Annotated in this window: 21 protein-coding genes; 9 read left to right on the forward strand and 12 right to left on the reverse strand. The window is 39.9% G+C overall.

The features are described 5' to 3' along the window. Positions 1-47: 47 nt before the first annotated feature. The 3 genes from L1283_RS16850 to L1283_RS16860 all read right to left on the reverse strand — a co-directional run bounded on the left by L1283_RS16850 (position 48) and on the right by L1283_RS16860 (position 2929). Positions 48-1700, reverse strand: a complete 1653-nt coding sequence (locus L1283_RS16850; protein WP_088162868.1) for an ABC1 kinase family protein — start codon at positions 1698-1700, stop codon at positions 48-50. Positions 1701-1794: 94 nt separating this feature from the next. After that, on the reverse strand, positions 1795-2436 hold the full coding sequence (locus L1283_RS16855; protein WP_088162869.1) for a hypothetical protein: 642 nt from the start codon (positions 2434-2436) through the stop codon (positions 1795-1797). Continuing rightward, positions 2426-2929: an RNA polymerase sigma factor gene (locus L1283_RS16860; RefSeq protein ID WP_075994087.1), complete on the reverse strand. Its 504-nt coding sequence runs from the start codon at positions 2927-2929 to the stop codon at positions 2426-2428. The genes L1283_RS16855 and L1283_RS16860 overlap by 11 nt, the downstream gene beginning before the upstream one ends. Before the next feature lie 117 nt (positions 2930-3046). Here L1283_RS16860 and L1283_RS16865 point away from each other — a divergent pair, with 117 nt between their 5' ends. Then, positions 3047-3484 carry an acyl-CoA thioesterase gene (locus L1283_RS16865; RefSeq protein ID WP_088162870.1) on the forward strand — a complete coding sequence of 146 codons (438 nt, stop codon included), beginning with the start codon at positions 3047-3049 and terminating at the stop codon, positions 3482-3484. Positions 3485-3642: 158 nt separating this feature from the next. On the opposite strand, the gene L1283_RS16870 is transcribed toward L1283_RS16865, so the two are convergent. The 3 genes from L1283_RS16870 to L1283_RS16880 all read right to left on the reverse strand — a co-directional run bounded on the left by L1283_RS16870 (position 3643) and on the right by L1283_RS16880 (position 5627). Further along, positions 3643-4086 carry an Hsp20/alpha crystallin family protein gene (locus L1283_RS16870; protein ID WP_088162871.1) on the reverse strand — a complete coding sequence of 148 codons (444 nt, stop codon included), beginning with the start codon at positions 4084-4086 and terminating at the stop codon, positions 3643-3645. 383 nt (positions 4087-4469) lie between these two features. Further along, entirely contained in the window at positions 4470-5180 is a 711-nt protein-coding gene (locus L1283_RS16875) for an AAA family ATPase (protein ID WP_088162872.1), read from the reverse strand. 78 nt (positions 5181-5258) lie between these two features. Then, on the reverse strand, positions 5259-5627 hold the full coding sequence (locus tag L1283_RS16880) for a dihydroneopterin aldolase (protein ID WP_088162873.1): 369 nt from the start codon (positions 5625-5627) through the stop codon (positions 5259-5261). A 72-nt stretch (positions 5628-5699) separates the two neighbouring features. Here L1283_RS16880 and L1283_RS16885 point away from each other — a divergent pair, with 72 nt between their 5' ends. The 3 genes from L1283_RS16885 to L1283_RS16895 all read left to right on the forward strand — a co-directional run bounded on the left by L1283_RS16885 (position 5700) and on the right by L1283_RS16895 (position 9582). Further along, entirely contained in the window at positions 5700-6428 is a 729-nt protein-coding gene (locus L1283_RS16885) for a 3-keto-disaccharide hydrolase (RefSeq protein ID WP_088163757.1), read from the forward strand. Positions 6429-6673: 245 nt separating this feature from the next. After that, positions 6674-8857 (forward strand): S9 family peptidase, encoded by a 2184-nt coding sequence (locus L1283_RS16890; RefSeq protein ID WP_088162874.1) that lies wholly within the window; start codon positions 6674-6676, stop codon positions 8855-8857. A 119-nt stretch (positions 8858-8976) separates the two neighbouring features. Beyond that, the gene (locus L1283_RS16895; RefSeq protein ID WP_198385987.1) at positions 8977-9582 is read left to right on the forward strand and encodes a CDP-alcohol phosphatidyltransferase family protein; all 606 of its coding nucleotides are present in this window, start codon (positions 8977-8979) and stop codon (positions 9580-9582) included. Here L1283_RS16895 and L1283_RS16900 read toward each other — a convergent pair. The 3 genes from L1283_RS16900 to asnB all read right to left on the reverse strand — a co-directional run bounded on the left by L1283_RS16900 (position 9579) and on the right by asnB (position 14090). Next, the gene (locus L1283_RS16900) at positions 9579-10550 is read right to left on the reverse strand and encodes a polysaccharide deacetylase family protein (RefSeq protein ID WP_429626351.1); all 972 of its coding nucleotides are present in this window, start codon (positions 10548-10550) and stop codon (positions 9579-9581) included. The two genes, L1283_RS16895 and L1283_RS16900, sit on opposite strands and share 4 nt — an antisense overlap. Next, on the reverse strand, positions 10550-12118 hold the full coding sequence (locus L1283_RS16905) for a M20/M25/M40 family metallo-hydrolase (protein WP_088162877.1): 1569 nt from the start codon (positions 12116-12118) through the stop codon (positions 10550-10552). The genes L1283_RS16900 and L1283_RS16905 overlap by 1 nt, the downstream gene beginning before the upstream one ends. A 283-nt stretch (positions 12119-12401) precedes the next feature. Then, the gene (gene asnB, locus L1283_RS16910; protein WP_088162878.1) at positions 12402-14090 is read right to left on the reverse strand and encodes an asparagine synthase B; all 1689 of its coding nucleotides are present in this window, start codon (positions 14088-14090) and stop codon (positions 12402-12404) included. Positions 14091-14325: 235 nt separating this feature from the next. Between asnB and L1283_RS16915 the strand changes: the two genes are divergently transcribed. Further along, the gene (locus L1283_RS16915; protein ID WP_088162879.1) at positions 14326-14901 is read left to right on the forward strand and encodes a Crp/Fnr family transcriptional regulator; all 576 of its coding nucleotides are present in this window, start codon (positions 14326-14328) and stop codon (positions 14899-14901) included. A 177-nt stretch (positions 14902-15078) separates the two neighbouring features. Further along, the gene (locus tag L1283_RS16920) at positions 15079-15540 is read left to right on the forward strand and encodes a VOC family protein (protein ID WP_088163759.1); all 462 of its coding nucleotides are present in this window, start codon (positions 15079-15081) and stop codon (positions 15538-15540) included. A 168-nt stretch (positions 15541-15708) separates the two neighbouring features. Here L1283_RS16920 and L1283_RS16925 read toward each other — a convergent pair whose 3' ends face one another. From L1283_RS16925 to L1283_RS16935, 3 genes are all read right to left on the reverse strand, one after another. Continuing rightward, positions 15709-16044 (reverse strand): HopJ type III effector protein, encoded by a 336-nt coding sequence (locus L1283_RS16925; protein WP_075994097.1) that lies wholly within the window; start codon positions 16042-16044, stop codon positions 15709-15711. A gap of 78 nt (positions 16045-16122) precedes the next feature. Then, complete coding sequence (locus L1283_RS16930; protein WP_088162880.1) at positions 16123-17961, reverse strand: UbiD family decarboxylase; 1839 nt, start codon at positions 17959-17961, stop codon at positions 16123-16125. Positions 17962-18157: 196 nt separating this feature from the next. Continuing rightward, entirely contained in the window at positions 18158-19027 is an 870-nt protein-coding gene (locus L1283_RS16935; protein WP_088162881.1) for an NAD(P)-dependent oxidoreductase, read from the reverse strand. A 482-nt stretch (positions 19028-19509) separates the two neighbouring features. On the opposite strand from L1283_RS16935, the gene L1283_RS16940 reads away from it, so the two are divergent. From L1283_RS16940 to odhB, 3 genes are all read left to right on the forward strand, one after another. Next, positions 19510-20766, forward strand: a complete 1257-nt coding sequence (locus L1283_RS16940; RefSeq protein ID WP_429626352.1) for a deoxyribodipyrimidine photo-lyase — start codon at positions 19510-19512, stop codon at positions 20764-20766. Between the two features lie 181 nt (positions 20767-20947). Then, positions 20948-23689, forward strand: coding sequence for a 2-oxoglutarate dehydrogenase E1 component (locus L1283_RS16945; RefSeq protein ID WP_286736842.1), 2742 nt, complete (start codon positions 20948-20950; stop codon positions 23687-23689). 63 nt (positions 23690-23752) lie between these two features. Next, the gene (odhB, locus tag L1283_RS16950; protein ID WP_088162882.1) at positions 23753-24991 is read left to right on the forward strand and encodes a 2-oxoglutarate dehydrogenase complex dihydrolipoyllysine-residue succinyltransferase; all 1239 of its coding nucleotides are present in this window, start codon (positions 23753-23755) and stop codon (positions 24989-24991) included. Positions 24992-25051: the final 60 nt, after the last annotated feature.

The raw sequence follows: 25051 nt of genomic DNA on the forward strand, positions 1-25051 counted from the left end.
TGTATGCATAGCCAATCATCATGGCTGAAAATGCGTTCTAACCCCGGTTAATCGTTGTCCTTTGCTCGGATCATAGCAACAAATAAATATATGGCAAAGACCCATGCTGAGCCAAGGCATATCCAGGCAAAAATGGGAATTCCCCACCACTGTGGTTCTACGCGTGCGACAATAATCATCCCACCTAGTAAATTGAGTGACATAAACATAATTCCGATGACAATACGATTGACCCCCTTGCGTAAAATAGCATTAAAAGATCGCGCACTGATCAATCGATGGTTGAGTGTAAAATTTCCTGTTCGAAATAAGCGCACAAGGGCGCGCATATCTTCAGGAAGTTTTTCGACATCGCGCGCAAAAGATTCAACTTTATGTTTTCCTTTTTTGAAGATTGCCTCTGGAGAGAGCCGCTCCATCATAATCCTACGTGCAAAGGGCTTGATACTCTCCATAATATTAAGATCGGGATATAACTGGCGTCCAATACCTTCCATCAACGAAATGCCCCGCATCAACTGATAAATATATTCCGGAAAATACAAGCGGTTGTCACCAATGATGTTCCACAATTTATTGAACAATAAATCTAAGCTAAGATCCCCGAGAGATACATTATCAATCATATCGAAAATCTCATATAGGGATCTTTCAAACCGGTTACGATCCGGAATATGGCTCACCACGGCAACGTCTTCAATTACGTCAGCAAGCCGGACAGCATCTTCGGAAATAGCCGATTGAATAAACTCTTCAAGCTGCCTACGGTCTATCCCCAATAATTTACCCATATTTCCGAAATCCAAAAAAGCAATCCGTCCATCCGGCATCACCATCATATTGCCGGGATGGGGGTCGCCATGAAAGAAACCATGAATAATCACTTGCTCAAGGTATAAATTGATCCCATTTTTGACCAGCGTTTGGACATCCATTCCCCGACGTTTAATTTCAACGGCATCAGTTACCTTGAAACCATCGAGATATTCCATGCAAAGAACATGGTCCGACGAGAGTTCAGGATAAACACGGGGTACCTTGATCAGTTTATTTCCTTTAAAGTTCTTTGTGAAGCGTTCGATGTTATGCCGCTCAATCACCAGGGACATCTCTTCCTGCATGGTCGTAGCGAAAGATTCAACAATCAGCAGAAGGTTAAGGTTTTCCAGTACATCATTGTACATGGTTAGGATTTTGGCAATATCACGCATGAGTGCTAGATCACAGCGCATAACCTCATCGATACCGGGACGTCGGACTTTTAAAACGACTTGGGTTCCATCTTTTAAGATTGCGCGATATACCTGTGCGATAGAGGCCGCAGCAAAAGGTTCGGCAGTAATCTCCTGGAAATGCCCATCAATATCCAGCTCAAGTTCTTCTTTGAGATAAGATTTAATATCCACTTCAAAAGGGGGAACATTATCCTCAAGGCGCTTAAGTTCATCTACGAGATCTTTGGGCAACAATCCTTCCCGGGTCGAAGCAGATTGTCCAAGCTTGATAAAAGCCGGACCGAGCTCCTCAAGCGCCATGCGAATACGGGCATAAACACTGATCTCATCGACATCTATAGGATGTTCTATGGCTGATCTGGGTCCTTTCCACGGCAATCGAGCGATTGCATCTTTAAAACCATATTTGGCCAATATACTTAAGATCTGAGAACTGCGCTGTAACTTCTTTGTCGGATTATACATAATGGACAATGATTTTCGATAACAATATACGAAATATCCTCGCGCTATAAACACGAACACCTGTAAAACAAAGTAGATATTTCATATGGTCGCTCTATTCCGTTTCCATTTGATCCAATTTCTCCTTGATCTCCGTGATATACCTACTGTAGTAGCAACGAATCATAATTTCTGTCAGGCCAACAACAAGGACGATAGACACAATTGCCGAAAGAATCATCCATACAATAAAGTTCGGTTCCTCTTGGAAAGTTTCCTTGAAATGGTACAACCGATCAAACCACACCGTTGTCTTATTCTGTGCTATCATAATAAGATATAGAAACAAAGCTTGTGGAATCATCACATAGGCCGCAATACGATAAGTCTCTACGGCATACTTCAAATCGTAATACAACTTGAGCAAGTGTTCTTTAGAAGCCAACAACTCGATCTTTTTCGTGCTCTTTACCAAATAAAAGAACCTCCGGTAATATAAAAGACTTGATAATGATATCTGTACGATAAAAAAGTAATAGGCAAATGCCGCATAACCTTCAATCTTATACATTGGCAAGATAGGCACCAAAAACAAAAAGCCCATACAAACGACCCAGGAGATAAACTCGCGTTTGATATTCTTGCGCAACTTGCCCATGATATTGCCAACTTCCTTATAGTATTTGAGATTTGGATTCTGTAAATCCTCATCTGTAGGCTGTTCCTGCCAAGATTTCTTTAACTCATCAAAATTCATACTTGTATTTTTTAATGATTTGTTGAATTCGCTCCTTCGTGCGGTTTAATTTTACGCGGGCGTTGACTTCCGATATACCCAGATTCTCTGCAATCTCGCGATGACTTTGACCTTCCAAAAACAAAAATATCAGGGCTTTTTCAATTGCATTGAGCTCTTGAACGGCCTGGTAAAAGACTTTCAGTTGCTCATCTTTATCGGTATCGTAAGCTTCTTCTGCAAAATCATGTCGCTCCTCTAACGCATCATAAATCTGATGCTTCTTTTCTTTTTTTAAGAATACCATTGCGGTATTGAGGGCAACACGGTACATCCACGTTGAAAATTTACTCTGTTGCTTAAATGTCGCATAGGATTTCCACAGCTGATACACGATTTCCTGATACAGATCTTGCCGCCCCTCATGATCATCCATATACATACGGCTCACCTTAACGAGAATACCTTTATTCTCGTCAATCAGTCGAAGAAATTCTATTTCCGATGGGTTCACCTAGCGATTTTTCTTTAAATATATTTAGGTAATAAGTATAGCAAACAAACAAAGTGTTACAGCTTTATTTAAAATTATGTAAATTGTTATTAAAATAGAGACTAATCGCTGAAGATTATGGAGAATATATTTTATCAAGGTCAAATTATATGGGCGCAGATCGACGCAAATAGGCATATGCGGCATTCTGCTTACGCAGACATATGCGCTCAGGCCCGTAGTAATATGTTGAACAAAATGGGTTTTTCACTGGATAAATTTGCCGAATTTCATATCGGTCCGATTTTATTCAGGGAAGAACTTATCTATTTTAAAGAAGTACATTTGGATGAATATGTACAGGTAAAAGTAGAACTGACGAAATACAACAAAACAAATAGTCGTTTTTCATTTATACATCAGGTTTTTCGTCATGACGGAGTTTTGTGCTGTACCGTTAACGTCGATGGAGCCTGGCTGGACCTTCAAAAGCGGAAATTAACCAAATTACCAGAAGAGATGGAGCCTTATCTCGCCAAAATTCCCCGATCTGAAAACTATACGGAAACGGAATAGTCTTTTCATCATGTCAAGATCATCCTTATAAAAGAAAAATCCCTCGGAACACAAACGGAACTCCGAGGGATTAAAACATAAACTAAACCTAAAAACTATTGCCTTTTATTCATCTTTTGGTCATTCCCAAAATGAACTATTTCCTGTGTATTGCTGAATTATTTAACTTCAATCAAACGTTTTGCAATGATTGCATCTTCTTTCTTGCCAACAGTCAAAATTAATATCCCACCTTCATAGGCAGCATCGATATTGCTGTAATCTACGGTCTCTGGCAATGTAAATGATCTTGAGAACGAAGAGTAATTGAATTCTTTTTTGCTGTATAATTTTTCTTCACTAACACTTTCCTCTTTTTTCTCAGCTGAAATCGTAATTAGATTTTTATCTACATTGATCTTAAAATCAGATTTATCCAATCCGGGCGCTGCCATTTCAACTTTAAATGATTTTTCGGATTCCGATATATTGACTGCCGGCACACGGGATACCAAACGATCTGAGATGAAGTTATCATTGAATAAATTGTCAAATACAGTGTTTACAAATGGATTTACTGCATCAGTGTTTAAACTTTTTGTAGGGAATTTAATTAATGCCATTTTTTGTCCTCCTAATTTTTTGTTTTATTGTTAAGCTTTTTTGTTCTAACTATTTGAAGAGAATTATTCAATTTGCGTACCAGCAGCTTTTAAAAGACAAAATGTCATTTTAAAATGAAAATAAATGCCATTTTGACTCATTCACAAATTATTGTTAGCGACTTAGCGATCAATCTGTCATCGACACCCCGTCCTATCCTAAATTATCCCCATATACAAACTAACGTATAGGAGACAAAACAGTTTATCAGAAGGTGTTATTTTTTTATTAAGCATCTGAAGCGGAGCGTTCAACTAACAGACTCACGTAGAAGAGAAAAACAGTTTATCAGAGGGTGTTATTTTTTTATTAAGTATTTCAAGCGGAGCGTTCAAAAAAATCATTAAGGTTGATTTTGTTCCAATGTAGCAATCAATAAGAATTTGACGGCATCGTAAATATAGTCCTTAGCCTCTGCATAGGAGATCCCATAGCGTCGAGGTACGACATCAGCATAATGCGAAAATGGTGTAAATAATTTATCATAATAAGCATCCAACTGCACCATTGTCGGCAACTCAAAAGCCAAACGAAGCTGAAACCGACGGATAATGGCTGTATCCAATATTTCGGGATGGTTGGTTGCTGCAATCAATACCGCTTCAGCAGGAAAATAATCGATCAACTGTATAATGGTATTCACGAGACGACGCATTTCCCCCACATCCTTTTCTTCACTAATTCGTGCCTTTCCTATCTGATCGAATTCATCTAAAAACAGAACTGCTTTTTCACGCCCAGCTTTATCAAAGACCTGTTTAATGTGCTGCGAGGTTTCACCAATACGAGAAGAAATGAGGTTGCTCAGATTCAACACATAAATTGGTTTTTCGAGCGCTGTGGCCAAGGCTTTCGCCGTTGTTGTTTTTCCGCAACCAGAATAACCGTGCAGTAAAATCTTATTGCTAACCGGCAGACCATATTGTGAAAGCTCTTTAATATAACGATGCTCTTTAATCAGCTGATGGAGCTTCTGACGGCTCTCCTCTTCCAAGAAGACATCTTCTAAAGCTATCCTTTCCTTATCGGCAATTACAAGATCGTAAATATTCATAATGTTAATTTAAGACTATCAGATAACAGTTGGCAAAACTAAATCTTTCAGCCAGCATATCGCTGATCCAGTTTCAATTTAATCCTTGAAATATTTAAGGCTAACTTGGGAGCAGGAAAGATCTCCACCAAAGGGAGGGTTCGATTTACGTATCACCACTTCGATCGTCACAGCATCGGCCACCCGCAGCCCAATCTGATCTAGTATTTCTGAAGCTGCAGATTCGAGCAATTTTCGTTTAGGCTGCATAACGCTAGCGGTAATCTGATAGAGTTCTTCGTAATTGAGCGTATTTTTTAAGTTCTCTGTCTCCGTATTCAAAAAGGGAAAACATACATCAATAGAAACAAAAAACTCATTGCCAAGCACCTGTTCTTCTTCATAGTAACCTATTGGTGCATAGAATCGGGCTTCTTTCAACGATACTGTTTGTAAAATGGTTGCCATGTACAAACCTAAGGAAATTGTTCCATACAAATGGGATTATTTGTATATTTAGCCATACCAAAAACCCAACAGATGAACTTTTTTTTATCATCAGCACTAGCAACAACGCTCTTATTTGGTGCCACAGCACTGCAGGCCCAAACCAATATGAAAGCCAGTGACACGGAATATTATAGTCCTGTCCCCCCTACATTAACAATCGATCATGGTATTCCAAGCGATGCAATTGTCCTTTTTGACGGGAAGGATCTCAGTAAGTGGAAAAGTGAAAAAGGAAAAGCCAATTGGACTGTAGCCAACAACGTGCTCGAAGTAAAACCGGGAGCTGGAGCCATTGAGACTAACGAACATTTTACCGATTTTCAACTGCATGTTGAATGGAAAAGCCCCGAAGTAATCAAAGGTGAAGGCCAAGGACGCGGCAATAGTGGAATTTTCCTACAGGGGCATTATGAAATTCAGGTATTAGACAACAATAACAACCCAACCTATGTCAATGGTGGAGCGGGTAGTCTGTATAAACAACGTCCACCATTGGCGCAAGTAATTGCACCGGACAAATGGCATGTATATGATATTATTTATAAGGCTCCTCAATTCAGTAAAGATGGAATATTGACCGCTAAAGGAACAGTAACAGTCTTACATAATGGAGTCGTTGTACAAAACAATACCCAAATCGACGGTACCACAGAATATATAGGACTACCTAAGCAGATAAGCCATGGCCCAGGCCCAATTATACTGCAGGATCACGGTGATTTGGTCCAGTTCAGAAACATCTGGTTACGTAAACTATAGGTTTGCAGCAAACAATTTTAGTTAGAAAAGCAACAATTCTGTATTAGGTTTTATAGGGCTATTTCCCTAATTTAGCCCTATAAAATTTAAAAACAAACGGAATGTAATGAGCTCCTTGCGCCATTAATTTCTTACCGCAATAGACTTAGAAGCCTGATGTGAGTGGATTAATGACACGCAAATAACCACTGGAATGGGCTCACTTATGCCGTTGAGTATAAACATTCACACAATATTACAGTTTAATGAAAAGAATTGCGCTATTCTTCTTGTTGGCAAGCTCCATCAGCAGCTATGCACAACGTAACCTCAATTTAGAAGAAACAGTATTTGGCCCCCGAACTTATGCCCCAACATCGATAGCCGGAGCATCGTGGATCCCAAAATCAAACAACCTCTCCTATCTCGATAAATCGTACCAGAACCTATTATCCAAAAGCGCTTCCAATAACTGGAGCGAAACAAATCTCGTATCTAAAACAGATCTCGAAAAAGCACTAAAAACAGCTATCCCGAACGAAACATTTAGTTTGCGCGTATTTCCTTACGACTACAAATGGCGCGACGGAAATGCACTATTACTGCAAGTTGAAGGAAAAGATAAAACCTATACGGTAGCTTACAACATTAAATCAAAAAATATTGAAAGTTTTATCGGTAATGACAACAAGGGAGCTAATCGCGAAGTCAGTTCGGATTTTTCAAAAATCGCCTATTTAGTAGACAACAACATCGCAATTGTTGACAAAAACGGCAAAATTACCGCTGTAACCAACGATACAGACAAAGGGATTGTCAATGGAAGCGATTATACCCACCGTCAAGAATTTGGCATCAAGAAAGGAATGTGGTGGAACAATCAAAATGACAAACTGCTGTACTACCACAAAGACGAAACGATGGTTGCCAATTATCCATTACCGCAATGGAGTCCCAAAATTGCGGATATCAAATGGATCAAATACCCCATGACAGGCCAAAAATCAGAAGAAGTTTCTTTGATCGTTTACAATACCACCACAGGGCAAAAGGTAACCCTTCAAACCGGCGAGCATTCAGAGCAATATTTAACCATGGTTACATGGGATCCTTCTGGTAAATACATCTACGTCGGAGTACTTAACCGTGGGCAAAATGATCTTAAAGTCAACAAATATAATGCAGAAAACGGCTCCTTGGTCAAAACCCTGTTCGAAGAAACTGCGACAACCTGGGTTGAGCCAGAAAACCCATTGACATTTTTACCAAACAAACCGGATCAATTCCTTTATCAATCGGATAAAGATGGCTATAATCAACTTTACCTCTATAACACGGAAGGTAATTTGATCAAAAAATTAGGCTATAAAGATATTGTCATGGAAGCATTCCTTGACTTTTCGGCTGATGGCAACAAAGTAAGTTACACGGGAGTCACCAACAACGGTTTAGATCGCCAATTATTTGAAGTCGACCTAAAATCAGGGAAAACGGTTCAACTAACGAATGAATCGGGCATGCACCATGCTGCGCTAAGCAGCGATGGCAAGTACATCTACGATCAGTATAGTAATTTAAAAACACCAAATAAAATTCAGATCAAAGACGTTAAATCTGCTAAAGAAACAACCTTAGTCAATGCAGAGAACCCTTTTGCCGGAAAAATAAATGATCCTAAAATCGAATTTGTACAGTTGACATCTGCAGATGGAAAATACCCATTGACAGGACGTATCATTTATCCCAACGATTTTGATCCTGCAAAAAAATACCCCGTCATGTACTATTTATACGGCGGATCACATTCGCAGCTTGTTTCTAACAAATGGCTAGGAGGGGCCGGTTATTTTGATATGTATATGGCCCAACAAGGATATATCGTGTTCACCATGGACAATCGCGGCACAAATTACAGAGGCCGGGATTTCTATACGGCCACGCACCGCAACCTCGGTCAAAACGAAATGGCCGACCAGATGAAAGGAATTGAGTTCCTTAAATCAAAATCTTTTGTTGACCAACAACGCATGGGTATTTTCGGGTGGAGCTTCGGTGGTTTTATGACGACTTCCTTCATGCTACATCATAACGATATTTTCAAGGCTGCTGTAGCCGGAGGCCCTGTAATCGACTGGAAATTTTATGAGGTTATGTATGGCGAACGCTACATGGACACTCCACAAGAAAATCCCGAAGGTTATAAATTGACATCTCTGCTCACTAAAGCCGATCAACTGAAAGGAAGACTATTGATTATTCATGGCGCACAAGACCCTGTCGTTGTACAGCAAAACAGCATGGAGTTTTTAGAAGCCTGTATTAAAGCCGGAAAGCAAGTAGATTATTTTCTATACCCGACTCATGAACACAATGTGATGGGGAAAGACCGTATTCATATGTACGAAAAAATTGCAGACTACTTTAATCAACACCTCAAAAATCCATCGTAAAACTCAGGCAAGCTAGAAAAACAAAAAAGGCACCTTTCAATATAAAAGATGCCTTTTTTGTTTTATCATGTACAATACGTATCTTTAATGACAACGCTTTAACCGATTATCCGCAGGCTTTGAAAAAGAACATTCCTTTTACACTTATTATACTGCGCCTTGTCTTAGGCCTGCTGCTGTTGCTCTTTTACTGGCTCAAAGTGGATCATTTTAAATGGTATGCAATTTCATTTCTTGTAATCGGATTATTAAGCGACATATTTGACGGCATTATTGCCCGTAAGCTAGCTGTTTCTACCACGCTGTTACGCAGATGGGACTCCAGTGTCGATCTCCTGTTTTTTGCCTGTATTTCACTGGTAACTTACCTGAGCTGTCCACAATTTTTTAAGGATAATGCTACATTGATTTTGATCTTGGTAGGATCAGAGATATTAACCTACATCATTAGCTTTGCAAAATTTAAAAAGGAAATTGCAACACACTCCATTGGAGCGAAGATCTGGACGCTGTTTTTATTCGCCCTTTTAGTCGAATTACTGCTACATTGCCAATCAACAATCTTATTTCAGTTAACGGTCTGGTTAGGCCTTCTTACACGTTTGGAAATTATTGCTATTATCCTCACGCTCAAAAACTGGTCTAACGACATCCCAAGTATCTATCACGCTATCCAGCTACGCAAAGGAAAGGCGATCCTTAAAAACAAGTTGTTCAATAGTTAATGCGGCTCCTCATCCAAACCTTCAGATAAACTATATAATGTCCAATGTTTTGTTTTTATTGACTGAGATTCTGTCCGAAGCAATTGGATAAAATCCTGCACACCGAGTTCTTCATTCCCATTACCATGAATCAGAACAATACTTCCATTCTTGGCTTGCTGCCCTTTAGCCAACCATGCATCCGAGCCAACTGCAATAAGACCATAAGACAACAGCCGTTCAATAATATTTCGATCTGAAACTAGGCCCGGACAACGAAAAAAAACGGAACGCATAAGCCCATTTTTTAGCATCAATTTTTCATTCTCCAATACCTCATAATTTAGATTCGTATTTTTAGACAGCAGAAAATTGGACGTTAAAGGGTTATTATTAAAAACATGGTCGTACGTATGATTGATCCAGGTAATCTTTACACCTTTTGTATCCAATGACTTTAGCCATTCCAGATCTGCAGCATGATTTAGCATCCATTTGCCCGAAACAGAAACGGCCAGTGGCAGGGTGCTATCAATTCCCTTAAACGCAACGAGAAGATCCTCAAAAATAGCTTTGTCCAAAGGTTTGTGTGAAGGACATAGATCGATCGTCAAATTAATACCCGCCTCTTTGGGAAGTCTAAAATTCAGTCCCGCATCCTGTAAGTTATTTGCAGTTTTTCTGACCAAGGAAAAACAACTTTCATATACCGAACCAATTAGACTTTTCGTAACCTGAGCCGCATCTTTGTACAGAACGCTTACTGATCGATCTCCTACTACACGCGTTTGCAATGTAGTAGGATCTACCGTTAAATAATATTTTACAGCATTTTTCGTGAAACTACGGATCCCCACCAAGGAATTATTATTTTCACGAAGGATTAACCACTCTGTTCTGTAGTTTTCCAAATTAGCATATGAAGCCTGTCCATAAGAGAATAGGACGCATACCAAAAATAGACAAACAAAAATGAGCTGTTTCATCATCAATTACCACTTGTTCTTTTTGACTGTAGATTTGTTGGCCATACCGTCTGCTTGCCATCTTTATCGATTGGCAATATGATCTTTTCCCGGGAGACCAAAGTTGGTTCTTCACAGGCTAGGTAAGTTAAAATCGCAACGATAATGGCGTTTTGTTTCACCTCATCAAACACAATCTTATCGTAGGTATCGCGATTGGTATGCCAGGTCACTTTACCATAATCCCAGGAAGTGGAAGAGAGCCCAAAGGCTGGAATTCCTTTTTGGACGAAAGAAGAGTGATCACTCCCTCCCGTCCCCGGCATGCCCGGAAAACTGGTTTGGATTTCATTACGGAACTCTTCAGGCAAATATTGCACCCAGCGGCTAATGTATTCGTAGGACTTTTCAAAACCACTCCCCCCGATACGGACAATTCGCCCCGTCCCGTTATCCTGATTCCATACCACCTGTATATTTTTAGCGATCTCGGGATGGTCCTCGACAAATGCGGAAGAACCGTTCAGCCCCTGTTCCTCACTTCCCCAGTTACCGACCAAAATCGTTCTTTTATTTTCCGGATAAACCTTTCTTAAAATACGGACTGCCTCCATCATTGTAATCACCCCGGTAGCATTGTCTGTCGCACCCGAAGCGCCGTCCCAAGAATCCAGATGTGCAGAAAGCACAACATATTCGTCCGGTTTTTCTTTTCCTTTGATCTCCGCAATACTATTATAGGTTTTTGATATCCCAAGCTCCTTTGAATTTCCCTGTAGTGATACCCGAGGTTTGACCCCATGTTCTGCCATGCGGTATAACAGACCATAATCTTCCAATCCGACATTAAATACCGGAATCTGTTTGGACTTCGCATCAAAAATCCGTGTGATGCCTGGCAGCTCCGTCCAGTAGGAATCAATAACACCAACGGCTCCCGCATTCTCCAGGGCCAATGGCAATGTCCGACGGGTGCTTCCCGTGTAGGACATGCTGCCTTCCCATTTTTTCAACTGATCATTCTTTAAGGTTTGATATTTTTCATAACCTTTCGGGGAAGCAGACTCCTTCCAGTTGGCATCAGATCTCCCCGACAGTGGATTCATCCCAATCAATACAATCTTGCCTTTAACTGTTTTAAGCCAGGACTGAAAATCAGATTGGGAGCTAAACAAAGGCATAGCGACCACTTCTGCCTCGATCCCTTTCTCCTTCGTCATAGGACTAAAAGCCAACTGTGTACCTTCTAAAGACTTTATTCTCGGATAAGTCATCGTCACTTGAGAAGTTCCCCGTTCCCAGGAACGCCATTCACCATAAGGCTCATTACGAGCCTGTGCTCCAAGCGCATTATAATTTTTGACAACCCAATCGTGCGCCTGTTGCATTTGTGGACTCCCGACAAGACGGGGGCCAATCATATCGACAAGCTCAAACGCATACTTCTCCAATTGTGAATTTGCATTTGCCTCCTGCACAATTGACGAAACCATCGCGTCTTTATTTTGCGCAAAAATAGTTGGAGCGCTCAATAATAGAAGTGCCAGCCCCAAAGATTTCATTCCATGGTATTTCATTGAATCTATCTTCATCTTTATATCATTATTTATAATTAATTGTTAACCAGCGAACACGATCATCTGGAATATATTGAATTGTACATTCACGTTCCTATTTTGTTCACCTATAGCTAATTCAGAAACTCAACGTTTCCTGTGATTGGTTTTTCCGAAAATTACTAAAGAATATTTAAAAAAACACATTCATTTTTAATCAATTAAATAATATGCCCTTATTTAGTTAAAAAGAGAACATAAAAAAGCCTGAAAAGAATCTTTCCAGGCTTTACTAAATATAGATATGAGGGTTGATTAGTTACACTGCTTCCACTTTGGATTTCTCGTAGCTCTCTTGGTGGACTGAGGCTACAGCTCTTCCAGATGGATCATTCAGATGCTGGAAAGAAGCATCCCAAGCCAAGGCCTCTGGTGTACTGCATGCGACAGATTTTACCGAAGGAACAGTTTGTGCCGCCGCTGTTGAAGGAAAATGGGACTCGAAAATTGTCCGATATAAAAACTCTTCCTTATTTTTCGGTGTGTTTATCGGGAAGCGCGTTGAAGCCTCTGCAAATTCCTGATCAGAAACTTTATTTTCAGCCTGCTCTTTCAAGGTATCGATCCAGCTATAGCCTACACCATCAGAAAATTGCTCTTTCTGGCGCCATGCGATGCTCTCCGGCAAGTAGTCTTCAAATGCCTTACGTACAACCCATTTCTCCATTCTTCCTTCGCGAATCATTTTATCGGAAGGATTGATGCGCATAGCAATATCCATAAATTCTTTATCCAAGAAAGGTACACGTCCTTCTACTCCCCAGGCCGCAAGTGATTTATTTGCCCGCAGACAATCGTACAGATAGAGCTTTTTCAGCTTGCGTACAGTTTCTTCATGAAATTCCTGTGCATTAGGTGCTTTATGAAAATAAAGATACCCACCAAAAAGCTCGTCTGAACCTTCACCCGACAATACCATTTTGATGCCCATTGATTTGATTACACGAGCTAATAAATACATTGGTGTAGAAGCACGTACCGTTGTGACGTCATAAGTTTCCAGGTGATAGATCACATCACGAATAGCATCTAATCCTTCTTGGATTGTAAAGTTGATCTCGTGGTGTATCGTTCCGATATGATCTGCAGCTTTTTGTGCTGCAATTAGATCCGGTGCACCCTTCAGTCCCACCGCAAATGAATGCAATTGAGGATACCAAGCATCTTCTTTATCGTCACTCTCGATGCGTTTAGATGCAAATTTCTTCGTTACCGCCGCAATAACGGATGAATCCAATCCTCCGGACAGCAGTACACCGTAAGGTACATCTGACATCAATTGACGATGTACCGCATCTTCCAAAGCTTTGCGTAAAACGGCGATATCGGTCTCGTTGTCTTTTACGACATCGTAACTTTCCCAATCACGTTGGTACCAGCGCTGCGGAGTTTTCCCAGCTTCGCTATACAAGTAATGTCCCGGAGGAAATTGTTCAATCGTCGTACAGAAACCTTCCAGTGATTTTAATTCAGATGCAACAAACAACTGTCCCTGTTCATCTTCACCGTAATATAAAGGGATAATACCCATATGATCACGTGCAACAAAAAAGGAATCATCACGCGAATCATATAGAGCAAATCCAAAAATACCATTTAATTCATCCACAAATGAGGGACCTTTTGCTAAATATAAAGCCAAAACAACTTCAGAGTCACTTTGTGTAGAAAACTCATAATCAGGAAGGCTATTTCTTAATTCATGGTGGTTATAGATCTCGCCATTAACTGCTAGTACAACTTTACCATCCGGACTGTACAAAGGTTGACTTCCCGATTTGGGATCAACGATAGCTAATCTCTCGTGTGCCAACAAAGCTTTCTCACCAGTGAATATACCCGACCAATCGGGACCACGGTGACGAATACGTTTTGACATTTCTAATACTTGAGATCTCAATGAGCTTGCAGGTTGCTTTAATTCAAAAGCGCCAATAATTCCACACATATTATGAAAATTTTAAATATTTCGTTTTTACATTATGTTATTGACACAAAGTAAAACAATTAAAAACTAAATTCATAATGTTTTTTAATTTTTATTGTGTTTTTATTAAAAATAGATTCATAAACAAACAAAATTATCAACGAAACACTTATTTGTTTACAATAATCACACAATAGATTAACAATTGATCTGCGGATTTATCGTTAAATTGACGTCATAATCAAATAACCAGGACATGGATCTAATTAGAACCTTCTATCGTGAGCTTGCGCTCACACCACAGGAATTAACGGCCATCACGGAGAAACACGAAGCCATAACCGTCAAAAAGGGCGATTTTATATTGACCAAGGGACAGGTTTCAAATGCTTACTACTTGATTGAGTACGGACTTACACGCTCCTTTTTACATGATTATGAAGGCAATGAAGTTACCATCGGCTTCTGTAGTGACAATGATGTTGTCATTGAAGTGGCTTCTTTTTTTCAACGCAATCCAACGGTGGAAAATATTCAGGCGCTCATGGAAACCCGTCTCTGGAAAATAAAATTTGAAGATTTCCAGGAACTCTTTCATCAGATACCTGAATTTAGGGAATGGGGCCGTTCCTGGATGGCTAAAGAACTTGTTCACAGTAAAAATAGAGCTATTGCCATGATTACAGAACCTGCTACTGCCCGTTATCTACGCCTGATTAAGGAAAAACCAATATTGATACAGCAAGCCCCCTTAAAACATATCGCATCTTATCTAGGTATCACCGACACTTCCCTAAGCCGTATTCGAAAGGAAATTGTCCATGGAAATTAGTCCTTTTTAATGAATAAAGAACTACTTTTTTAAATCTTGCCTTAAGGCAAGATTTTTAAGAAAACTTCAGTTTAATTTTACGAATGTACTCCCAAGCTATTTATTGTAGTCCCCAGGGAAGAATAATTGAGAAAAAGAACGAAAAGAAGTAATCATTATATTCAAAAATTAGAAATCATGGCAAAATTACACGCTTATCTAAATTTCAACGGAAACTGTGAAGAAGCATTCGATTTTTATGAAAAAGTCTTCAACACAAAGAACCCAGGCTACATGCGTTACGGAGATATCCCCGCTGATCCACAAATGCCACCTGTTCCAGACGAAGCAAAAAACAAAATCTGTCATACAGCAATTTCGATCAATGGAGACAGCATGTTGATGGGTGCCGATGTCATTCCTGCTTTTGGTCAACAATACATTCAAGGAAACAACAGCTATGTTATGCTGATGTGTGAAAGCACCACAGAGGCAAAAACATTGTATGATGCATTAAGCACCAATGCAAAGGCTGTTGAAATGCCGCTCGGCGAAACATTCTTTGCCGAACTATACAGCGCTTTTCAAGATCAATTTGGAATTTGCTGGATGGTATATTTTGGCGGAAATAAAGAAGAAGATTGCGAAAGTAAGCCTTAAGCCAGCGAAACAGTCCGCAATATATTTGGCAAAAAAGGGCGATAACAACAGTTTACCGCCCTTTCTTTTTTGGGTGACTTTTGCCTATTTTATGCGATCTCAATCGAAACTGTCGCTACAGCAAGTGCATCCCTATTCCACCGTAAGCTCCCCTTAAAGCTGAACGTATTATTTCTTTACCAATACCTCTTGCTCAAACAGGATCCCATCCCAGCCATTTGTCCTAAATTGACGAATGTTCTGATGTCCCTCTCCCTCAGGATTATCGAGTACATTCTGATAATGCTCGGCAAAAAGGCGCAAGGTATCCTCCTGCGAAAGACCATTCAACTGTGCAAAATAGAAAACTTTTGCACTGCCTTGATTTTCTTCTTTCGAATTTTTCAACGTCCCATTCTGAAATGCACTGGGACTATAGCTGTAATGATCGGCAATATGAGCCAATACTTCCTGAAACTGTAATTCGCTTCCTTTTGATTTAATCAATAATTCTGCTGTATTCATCTTGATGTTATACCTTTTAAAATCTATTCTAATTTAATTTCTCAACCATAAACCTGAATGAACAGGCATTAAGCGCTCTTAAATAACTCCATGCAGCGAGCCTCCCTTTGCAGCAAGCTGATCCACACGTCTTTCCACCGCTTCATCTTTAATCAAAGCCGGGGCATGGTGGGGTTTTGTTCGCGCATCAATAATCAGAGGACCTTCACAACCCCAATGTTTAAATGCTGTAAAACTATTTATTCCATAAATATCATACGCAGGGTTACTCCGGGTAAACGTTGTCCAAACAAAGTTATTGACAGTAGCAGCGGTAAAGTTAGCATCATCACATAAAACAATCAACGGAAAACCTTCCCAGAAACTTGCTGCGGCAGCGCGGCACCATTCCGCCATAATTTTCGATTCATGCTCGTATGTGGAGAATGCCTGTCCATCTATCGCAATCACACCTGGTATGACAAATTTTGCCTGATTAAAAGGTCGTGGCAGCTCAAAATTGGCTGGCAATTCACGGCCCAATGTTCTTTTCTTTGTACCGGCGGCAGCAAAAACCACCTTTGAACCAGCATTTAATCCATCTCCAGAATAATCTAGGGTATCAATAGTCGTATTGGTCTGAAAATGAACATCTCGAGAAAGGTCTATGCGTTCAAGGATATGCCCCAAAAAAGCCGGAATATCATAAATATCCAATTGCGGATTATCTTCATGTGCTGAAATAAACAAATATTTAGCAAGGCTGAGCTGGTTTTTACCCAGTATCTGATTGGCTATTGTTAAAATTTCCTGCGGTCGATCGACACGCTGATAAGGCGTATACCGTTCAGACCCTATTGCAAAAAGCAAGGGATGTACACCAGCCGCATCAACAGCATTAACGGCATGGAGACCCGAAATCTCCTTTGGAATAGCCGCACCCGTAATTTCATGGATTAAAGCACCAAAGCTAGTATCTTCCTGCGGGGGTCGCCCCACAACCGTAAAAGACCAAATTGGATTTTTCTTGTGGTACACATTATGCACCTTCATCAAAGGAAACGGATGAGTTAAGCTATAATAGCCGATATGGTCCCCAAAAGGACCTTCCGGTTTATTTTCGTTGGGATAAACGGTACCTGTAATAACAAAGTCCGCATCCGCAGAGATACAAAAGCCTTCATCATCATAAAAATAGCGAAATCTTCTATTTCCCAATGCTCCAGCAAAGATCATCTCGGAGAGTCCTTCCGGTAGTGGCATTACTGCAGACAAGGGGTGGGCTGGAGGTCCGCCGACAAAAATACTCACCTTTAAAGGTTTACCGAGCGCGTTTGCCTTAGTTTGATGAACCCCGATACCACGATGTAATTGATAATGTAAACCAATCTCCTGATCGGGCAGATAATCATTCCCGGAAAGCTGAATGCGATACATCCCCAAATTAGCCTGCATAATACCAGGTTTGGCAATATCTTCGGTATATACCTGCGGCATCGTCACAAAAGCGCCACCGTCCATTGGCCAGTTGACAATCTGCGGAAGTTTACTAATTGATGTTTTTCCGTGAAGTATGGGAGCCCCCGACTTTTTTTTCCAGGGCAAAGCTCCTAGGGCGGTCATCGATGAACCAATATATTGAAAGGGATTTTTCAGCACTGCGGCAGGATTCATCTTAACATCCACCAATTTCTTCAGGTGATCCAACGAATCCCGAAACATAAACTTCGAACGATCCAGCGTTCCAAATAAATTAGATACAGCTGGAAACTCCGAACCTTTGATATTTTCAAAATACAATGCCGGTCCTTCAACATCAAATACCCGCATATGAATTGCAGCCATTTCCAGATACGGATCGACCTCCTCTTTGATCCGAATTAAATGGCCATGTTTTTCAAGATCCGCAACACATGCTTCTAAACTATTGTATCCCATATATTAAATCTGCTTCAACACGTTAATCCACAAATTTAACAGAATAATTTATTAAACAGGATATAAAGAAAAAACCTTTAGCGATCTTCGATCTTGCTCCCCTACCATCGGATACAACCGACATAAGATGGCCAAAACACCCTAAAAGCAACGTTCAAACAAAACAAGCACATCGCGCAAGGGCTTCAGTAGCCCACTAGGTATCCATGCAGACATAGGATTTCAAAGGAGTAAATTCAAATGCCTGCACCCGCTGCCAAGTTGAATTATCTACATTTTTCTCATAATAAAGTACTCTTCTAAATTCGTCGATATCTTCTTTATTGATATCATTCAACCTTGTCAGCAAAAGTTTAGCAAAGAATTTATTGACGCTAATTTCTCTCTTTTGACTCTCGGAAGTGCACTTAAGGAAATGGTAAAATAAGCCTCTAAATGTCATTTCTTCATTGCCGCCGAGGTAAATAACTTCTGATATAAAATTATTTTCCCAAGGCATTTCCCGCAGCCAGCGGTATACATCGAGCAAAGGCAGCGGTCGAAACTTCAGTGAAGCCACCCAGTTCCAATAAAATATGGTCTGCCGTTTGGCGAGTTTCGCAAATATCCGGTTTAAAACACTCTCTTTCCCGATCACACTACTTTTAATCACAATGGTATATTGGACACGTAAGTTCTCCAGTAGATCACGTACAGGCTCCAAGAAATGTTCATCCATTAGCCTTGCGACATAAATGACACGATTATTTCCGCCACGTTTACAAATTTCCACGAAATTGCGCAGACCAAGCAATTCAAGCTGAAGCTGTATATCGTTATCGAGTGAAGGAACTTGTGTAAAATAAATCCCAAAATTGAGATCAGCAATTTGAAAACGCTCGAAAGCTTCTCCTTTCCGTAGCAGGTCCAATTCAAAAAGCTTTGCCGTTACCTTTTCTTTCACTATTTTATTAAAAAGGGATAAGTTGCGCACTAATCCCGTCACATCAAAATCGCTGGATTGCAAATAACAGGATGCCCGTCGTCCCAAATAGGTATTTAGCCCGCTGATTAAAACCTTTTTCATTCGTATTCTCTATTTTTATGGCTATGAAACCATCGCGATTTAATGATTCGTTCTCACGATTGTGAGCCATTAAATAAGATCGTTTCTTCCTAGTACGCTGTATTTATGTATTCCCCTTTTAATCTCTTAAACGAACAAAATCCCTAGGATGGTTTCATTGGTGATGCAGCTATTTTTTCCATGTTTTTCTTACGCTTTTAATCTGTTACTCCGATCGTCTCAAGAGCAACGGCAATGACCTACAAATATCATAATTCCCTGATTTTAGAACAGAGAAACATCAAATAAGTTTAATACTATTTTTATTTTTTCCTAACCAAAATATAGTAAACCATTCAAAAAAGTACCGTCATTGTCCTTTTTTTGTCAATTCGCGCATAAATACTTTCAGGAACACAATATCCTTATATATTTGTAAATCTTCTGAAAATAGGCTGCACTAAAAAGTATTTATCTTCACCTCTATGGACAAAAGGGCTACAATGATCTGGTTTAGAAATGATTTAAGACTTCATGACAATGAAGTATTTTATCAAGCTTCTGAAAAAAGTTCATTTATCATCCCGGTATACTGTTTTGATCCCCGATATTTCGACCGCAATCAATTTGGCACCTTAAATACCGGTGTTTTACGGGCGGCCTTTGTTATCGAAGCCGTGACCGCTTTAAAAGAAAAATTAAAGAGCCATGGTAGCGACTTATTAACTTATATTGGCAAGCCTGAAGATATTATCCCAAGAATAGCACAAAAATACCAAGTCAACGAAGTTTATCACCACCGCGAAGTGGCACTTCGGGAGACTTCTATATCGGAAAAAGTAGAAAGTGAGCTTTGGAGCAGCAAAATAAATTTGCGTCATTTCATTGGCCATACCCTGTACCACAAGGAAGACCTCCCTTTCCCTATTAAAGATATACCCAATGGTTTTTCTATTTTCAAGAAAAAAGTTGAGCGGGAAAGTCTAGTTCGGCAACCAATCCCATTTCCGACCAATTTCCTTACCCCTCCCCATCTCGAGGACACCAAAATCCCTTCATTAAAAGATTTAGGCTATTCAGAGGAGGAGATCAAATCTGTTGATGACATCTATATTCTCGGTGGCGAAGACACAGCGCTTAGTATTATGCATGCGGTATTGTCAACCTATCCGGAAACGGACCAGGACCCCTTGATTCTAGGGCCTTTTATAGCTTCAGGTGCCTTGTCACCTATTTTACTCTATAACAATATCAAAAAACTTGGTGAAGGTAAAAAGGACAAACGATTTGAAAAAATTGTCGACATTCTTCTCTGGCGCGATTATTTTAGGTTTATGCTTAAAAAATATCCGAATATATTTTTTAAGCCACAGGGCACTAAAAACAGCTCCCATCAGGATCACCCGCCCTTAGAAGGAAATGAGGAATTATTTGAAAAATGGAAATCGGGCCATACAGAACATGATTTTATAAACAGTGTGATGGTCCAATTACAGAAGACCGGCTATATCCCCTATCAAGCACGCCTAATCGCTGCCAGCTATTTAGTTCATGAGTATCAGGTAAACTGGCTTCGTGGCGCCTCCTGGTATGAAGAGCATCTATTAGACTATTCTCCGGCAACTGTTTACGGACAGTGGTCTCATATCGCCGGAGTTGGGACAAGCGAAAAAGACAATAAGGCACTGGACTGGCAAAAATTGATCAAAACTCATTTCCCAAATGGACTTCCAAAACTGGAGGAAATACTGGTTAAATAAATCTTCGGCAGAAATAAATAATTCCAATAGAAAATAAATTTGTAGTACGCTAGAAGCCCTTTTTAAATCATGCTAAAAATGTTAAGAATTGGATAGATTTATTGATTAAATTATTCAATTTCAGTATTAGAAACTCTTTTTTTATTCATAACTTTGACAAATTTCATAGTTTTAATTGTAAATGGACAATCTGACATATTTGAGTAATGCTGATTCGGCTTATGTCGATGGCTTATATCAATCGTACAAGCAAGATCCCCAATCGGTAGATTTCGGATGGCAAAAATTCTTTGAAGGTTTTGATTTCGGTCAAAATGCTGGTGGAACAACAAGTTCAGTAGGTGAAGCTACTCCTGAGCACGTATTGAAAGAAATCAATGTGCTGAACATGATCAATGGCTACCGTGACCGTGGCCACCTATTCACACACACTAACCCTGTTCGTGAGAGACGTAAATACTATCCTGGCAAGGAATTAGAAACGTTTGGTCTTGCTGAAGCAGACATGAACACCGTTTTTAATGCAGGTGTTGAAGTCGGTTTAGGTCCAGCAACATTAAAAGACATCCGTCAATTGGTGGAGGATACTTACTGCCGTTCTATTGGTGCAGAATTCAAATATATCCGTAACCCAGAAAAAATTAAATGGTTACAGGACCGTATGGAAGCGGACCGTAACATGCCAAAATTCTCTTTGGACACAAAAAAGAGAATTTTAAACAAATTAAACCACGCCGTTGTATTCGAAAACTTTTTAGGCACTAAGTTTTTAGGTCAAAAACGTTTCTCATTGGAAGGCGCAGAAAGTTTAATCCCAGCATTAGATTCAGTCATTGAAAAAGGTGCAGAAATCGGTATCCAGGAATTTGTTATCGGTATGGCTCACCGTGGCCGTCTGAATGTATTGACTAATATCATGGGTAAATCTTACAAATCAGTATTCTCTGAATTTGAAGGTAAGACTTACGCTGATGATCCTGAAGTAAACTTTGGTGGTGACGTAAAATACCATTTGGGCTTTTCATCTGAGGTCAAAACAAACGATGGCAAATCTGTCCACTTAAGTTTGGCTCCGAACCCTTCGCATTTGGAAACTGTAGATCCAATCGTTGAAGGTATGGTCCGTTCTAAGATTGATTTCAAATACGAAGGCGACTCTTCTAAAATTGCACCGATCATCATTCATGGTGACGCAGCAATTGCTGGACAAGGTGTAGTTTACGAAGTAACCCAAATGTCCAAACTCGATGGTTACAAAACTGGCGGTACGGTACATATTGTCATCAACAACCAGATTGGATTTACAACGAACTACAAGGATGCGCGTTCTGGAACATACTGTACAGACGTAGCAAAAATCACTTCTTCACCTGTGTTCCATGTGAACGGTGATGATGCTGAAGCGGTAGTTTATGCGATTAATTTAGCGGTTGAATACCGTCAAAAATATAAAACAGACGTATTTATCGATCTGTTATGTTATAGAAGATTTGGACACAATGAGGCTGATGAACCAAAATTCACGCAACCATTGTTGTATAAAATCATCGAAAAACATCCGAACCCGAAAGAAGTTTACGCTAAAAAATTAATTACTGAAGGAAGTATTGACGAGGCGTATTCTAAAAATATCGAGAAAGAATTTAAAGCTGAATTGCAAACTAAATTTGAGGAATCTAAAACAGTTGAGGTATTGACTGAAGAGATCCCGATGTTTAAAGGTGCATGGGAAGGATTGCGTCCTGCTAAAAAAGGTGAAGTATTAACAACCTCGGATAAAACGAAAGTTGCAAAAGATCTATTCTTAAAATTAGCAAAAGAAATCACAACCTTACCTTCGGACAAAAAATTCTTCCGTAAGATTACACGTTTGTTTGAAGATCGCGCCAAAATGATCACTGCTGATTCATACGATTGGGCAATGGGCGAATTGATGGCTTACGCGACATTATTGGATCAAGGTAACCGTGTACGTATCTCGGGGCAGGATGTACAACGTGGAACATTCTCACACCGTCATGCGGTATTGACGCTTGAAGATTCGGAAGAGAAATATGTTCCTTTAGCCAATATTAAAGGTGGCGATAAATTCTCTATCTACAATTCGTTACTTTCAGAATATGCTGTTTTGGGATTTGAATATGGTTATGCATCTTCTAATCCAAATTCGCTGACAATCTGGGAAGCTCAATTCGGAGATTTCTATAACGGTGCTCAAATCATCGTCGATCAATATTTATCGAGTGCAGAGACAAAATGGAAACGTTCTAACGGTTTAGTTATGATGCTTCCTCATGGTATGGAAGGTCAAGGTCCTGAGCACTCTTCAGCACGTATCGAAAGATTCTTAGAGTTATGTGCGGATGAGAATATGGTCTTAGCAAACTGTACTACTCCAGCTAACTATTTCCACTTGTTGCGTCGTCAACTTGTACGTGAGTTCCGTAAACCATTGGTTGTATTTACGCCAAAATCATTGTTGCGCCACCCTAAAGTAGTATCACCGTTGAAAGATTTTACAGAAGCTGCTTTCCAAGAGGTAATTGATGATGCAAATGTTGCGGCAAAAGACGTTAAACGCGTGTTATTCTGTTCGGGTAAAGTTTACTACGACTTATTAGAAAAACAAGAAACGGACAAACGCAAAGATATCGCTATCGTCAGATTGGAACAATTATTCCCAATTCCTACAGAGCAATTGAAAGCAATCCGTAAAAAATACAACAAGGCAAAAGAATTTGTTTGGGTTCAGGAAGAAAATGAGAACATGGGAGCATGGTCTTACTACTGCCGTAAACTAATGGGTACTGAGATTGCATTTACAGGTTTTGTTGCCCGTAAAGAAAGTGGAAGTACAGCTACGGGTTACATGAAACAACACGTTGCGCAACAAGCAGAAATCTTAAATAAATCATTCGAATAAAAACAATTTAAAATCAATTGCGTCTTATCTATAGGACGCAATTGTCAATAAAGAACATTATATATGAGCTTAGAAATTAAAGTACCAACCGTAGGTGAATCAATCACGGAGGTAACCTTATCACAATGGTTGAAACAAGATGGCGATTATGTGGAGATGGATGAAAACATCGCCGAACTGGAATCAGACAAAGCAACGTTTGAATTACCAGCTGAAAAAGCGGGTATCTTAAGAATCATTGCACAAGAAGGTGATACTTTAGAAATCGGTGCTGTTGTTTGTACAATTGAAGAAGGTGCTGCTCCTGCCGGTGGTTCAGCTCCAGCTGCTGCCCCTGCTGCAGAAGCGTCAAATGCAGCTCCAGTTGCGGCTGCCGCTGCAAAAGATGAAGATCCAGATAGCTATGCTGCTGGCACAGCTTCTCCTGCTGCTGCAAAAATCTTAAGAGAAAAAGGAATTGATCCTTCTACAATAAAAGGAACAGGTAAAGAAGGTCGCATCACAAAAGAAGATGCCGAAAAAGCTCAACCTGTTGCTAAAGCAGCTGCACCAGCAGCAAAACCTGCCGCTCCAGCTGCAACAGTTGCTCCTGTAGTGGGCTCTAGAAACGAACGTCGTGAGAAATTATCTTCATTACGTAAAACAATCGCAAAACGCTTAGTTGCCGTTAAAAACGAAACGGCCATGTTGACAACATTCAATGAAGTCAATATGCAGCCGATCATGGATCTTCGTGCTAAATATAAAGATACCTTTAAAGAGAAATTTGGAATCGGTCTTGGCTTCATGTCATTCTTTACAAAAGCTGTAACAACTGCATTAGCTGAATGGCCTGCCGTAAATGCACGTATCGAAGATAACGAGATTGTATATTCTGATTTCGCAGATATTTCAATCGCGGTTTCTGCCCCTAAAGGTTTAGTTGTTCCGATTATCCGTAACGCTGATGCAATGTCATTGGAACAAATCGAGAAAGCAATCGCTGCACTTGCCGTTAAAGCACGTGACAACAAATTAACGATTGACGAGATGACCGGTGGTACATTTACAATTACCAACGGTGGTGTATTCGGATCAATGATGTCTACGCCAATCATCAATGCTCCACAATCCGCAATCTTGGGTATGCACAACATTATCCAACGTCCTATTGCTGAAAATGGTCAGGTGGTAATCCGTCCAATGATGTATATCGCACTTTCTTATGATCACCGCATCATCGATGGCCGTGAATCAGTAAGCTTCTTGGTTCGTGTAAAACAATTATTGGAAGATCCAGCTCGTTTATTGTTGGGTGTTTAAACCGCAATAAAATTGGAAATATAAAAAGACCTATGCTTTGCGGCATAGGTCTTTTTTTTA

It is taken from the genome of Sphingobacterium sp. HSC-15S19 (assembly GCF_050433745.1).
In the GTDB taxonomy this organism is placed as follows: domain Bacteria; phylum Bacteroidota; class Bacteroidia; order Sphingobacteriales; family Sphingobacteriaceae; genus Sphingobacterium; species Sphingobacterium siyangense.

Excerpts from the sequence above, each read along its gene's own strand:
- L1283_RS16945 (WP_286736842.1), top strand. The coding sequence starts at position 20,948 with ATGGACAATCTGACATATTTGAGTAATGCTGATTCGGCTTATGTCGAT.
- L1283_RS16870 (WP_088162871.1), bottom strand. The coding sequence starts at position 4,086 with ATGGCATTAATTAAATTCCCTACAAAAAGTTTAAACACTGATGCAGTA.
- L1283_RS16885 (WP_088163757.1), top strand. The coding sequence starts at position 5,700 with ATGAACTTTTTTTTATCATCAGCACTAGCAACAACGCTCTTATTTGGT.
- L1283_RS16850 (WP_088162868.1), bottom strand. The coding sequence starts at position 1,700 with ATGTATAATCCGACAAAGAAGTTACAGCGCAGTTCTCAGATCTTAAGT.
- L1283_RS16855 (WP_088162869.1), bottom strand. The coding sequence starts at position 2,436 with ATGAATTTTGATGAGTTAAAGAAATCTTGGCAGGAACAGCCTACAGAT.
- L1283_RS16920 (WP_088163759.1), top strand. The coding sequence starts at position 15,079 with ATGGCAAAATTACACGCTTATCTAAATTTCAACGGAAACTGTGAAGAA.
- L1283_RS16890 (WP_088162874.1), top strand. The coding sequence starts at position 6,674 with ATGAAAAGAATTGCGCTATTCTTCTTGTTGGCAAGCTCCATCAGCAGC.
- L1283_RS16875 (WP_088162872.1), bottom strand. The coding sequence starts at position 5,180 with ATGAATATTTACGATCTTGTAATTGCCGATAAGGAAAGGATAGCTTTA.
- L1283_RS16930 (WP_088162880.1), bottom strand. The coding sequence starts at position 17,961 with ATGGGATACAATAGTTTAGAAGCATGTGTTGCGGATCTTGAAAAACAT.
- odhB (WP_088162882.1), top strand. The coding sequence starts at position 23,753 with ATGAGCTTAGAAATTAAAGTACCAACCGTAGGTGAATCAATCACGGAG.
- L1283_RS16925 (WP_075994097.1), bottom strand. The coding sequence starts at position 16,044 with ATGAATACAGCAGAATTATTGATTAAATCAAAAGGAAGCGAATTACAG.
- L1283_RS16900 (WP_429626351.1), bottom strand. The coding sequence starts at position 10,550 with ATGATGAAACAGCTCATTTTTGTTTGTCTATTTTTGGTATGCGTCCTA.
- L1283_RS16865 (WP_088162870.1), top strand. The coding sequence starts at position 3,047 with ATGGAGAATATATTTTATCAAGGTCAAATTATATGGGCGCAGATCGAC.
- L1283_RS16880 (WP_088162873.1), bottom strand. The coding sequence starts at position 5,627 with ATGGCAACCATTTTACAAACAGTATCGTTGAAAGAAGCCCGATTCTAT.
- L1283_RS16915 (WP_088162879.1), top strand. The coding sequence starts at position 14,326 with ATGGATCTAATTAGAACCTTCTATCGTGAGCTTGCGCTCACACCACAG.
- L1283_RS16905 (WP_088162877.1), bottom strand. The coding sequence starts at position 12,118 with ATGAAGATAGATTCAATGAAATACCATGGAATGAAATCTTTGGGGCTG.
- asnB (WP_088162878.1), bottom strand. The coding sequence starts at position 14,090 with ATGTGTGGAATTATTGGCGCTTTTGAATTAAAGCAACCTGCAAGCTCA.
- L1283_RS16935 (WP_088162881.1), bottom strand. The coding sequence starts at position 19,027 with ATGAAAAAGGTTTTAATCAGCGGGCTAAATACCTATTTGGGACGACGG.
- L1283_RS16940 (WP_429626352.1), top strand. The coding sequence starts at position 19,510 with ATGATCTGGTTTAGAAATGATTTAAGACTTCATGACAATGAAGTATTT.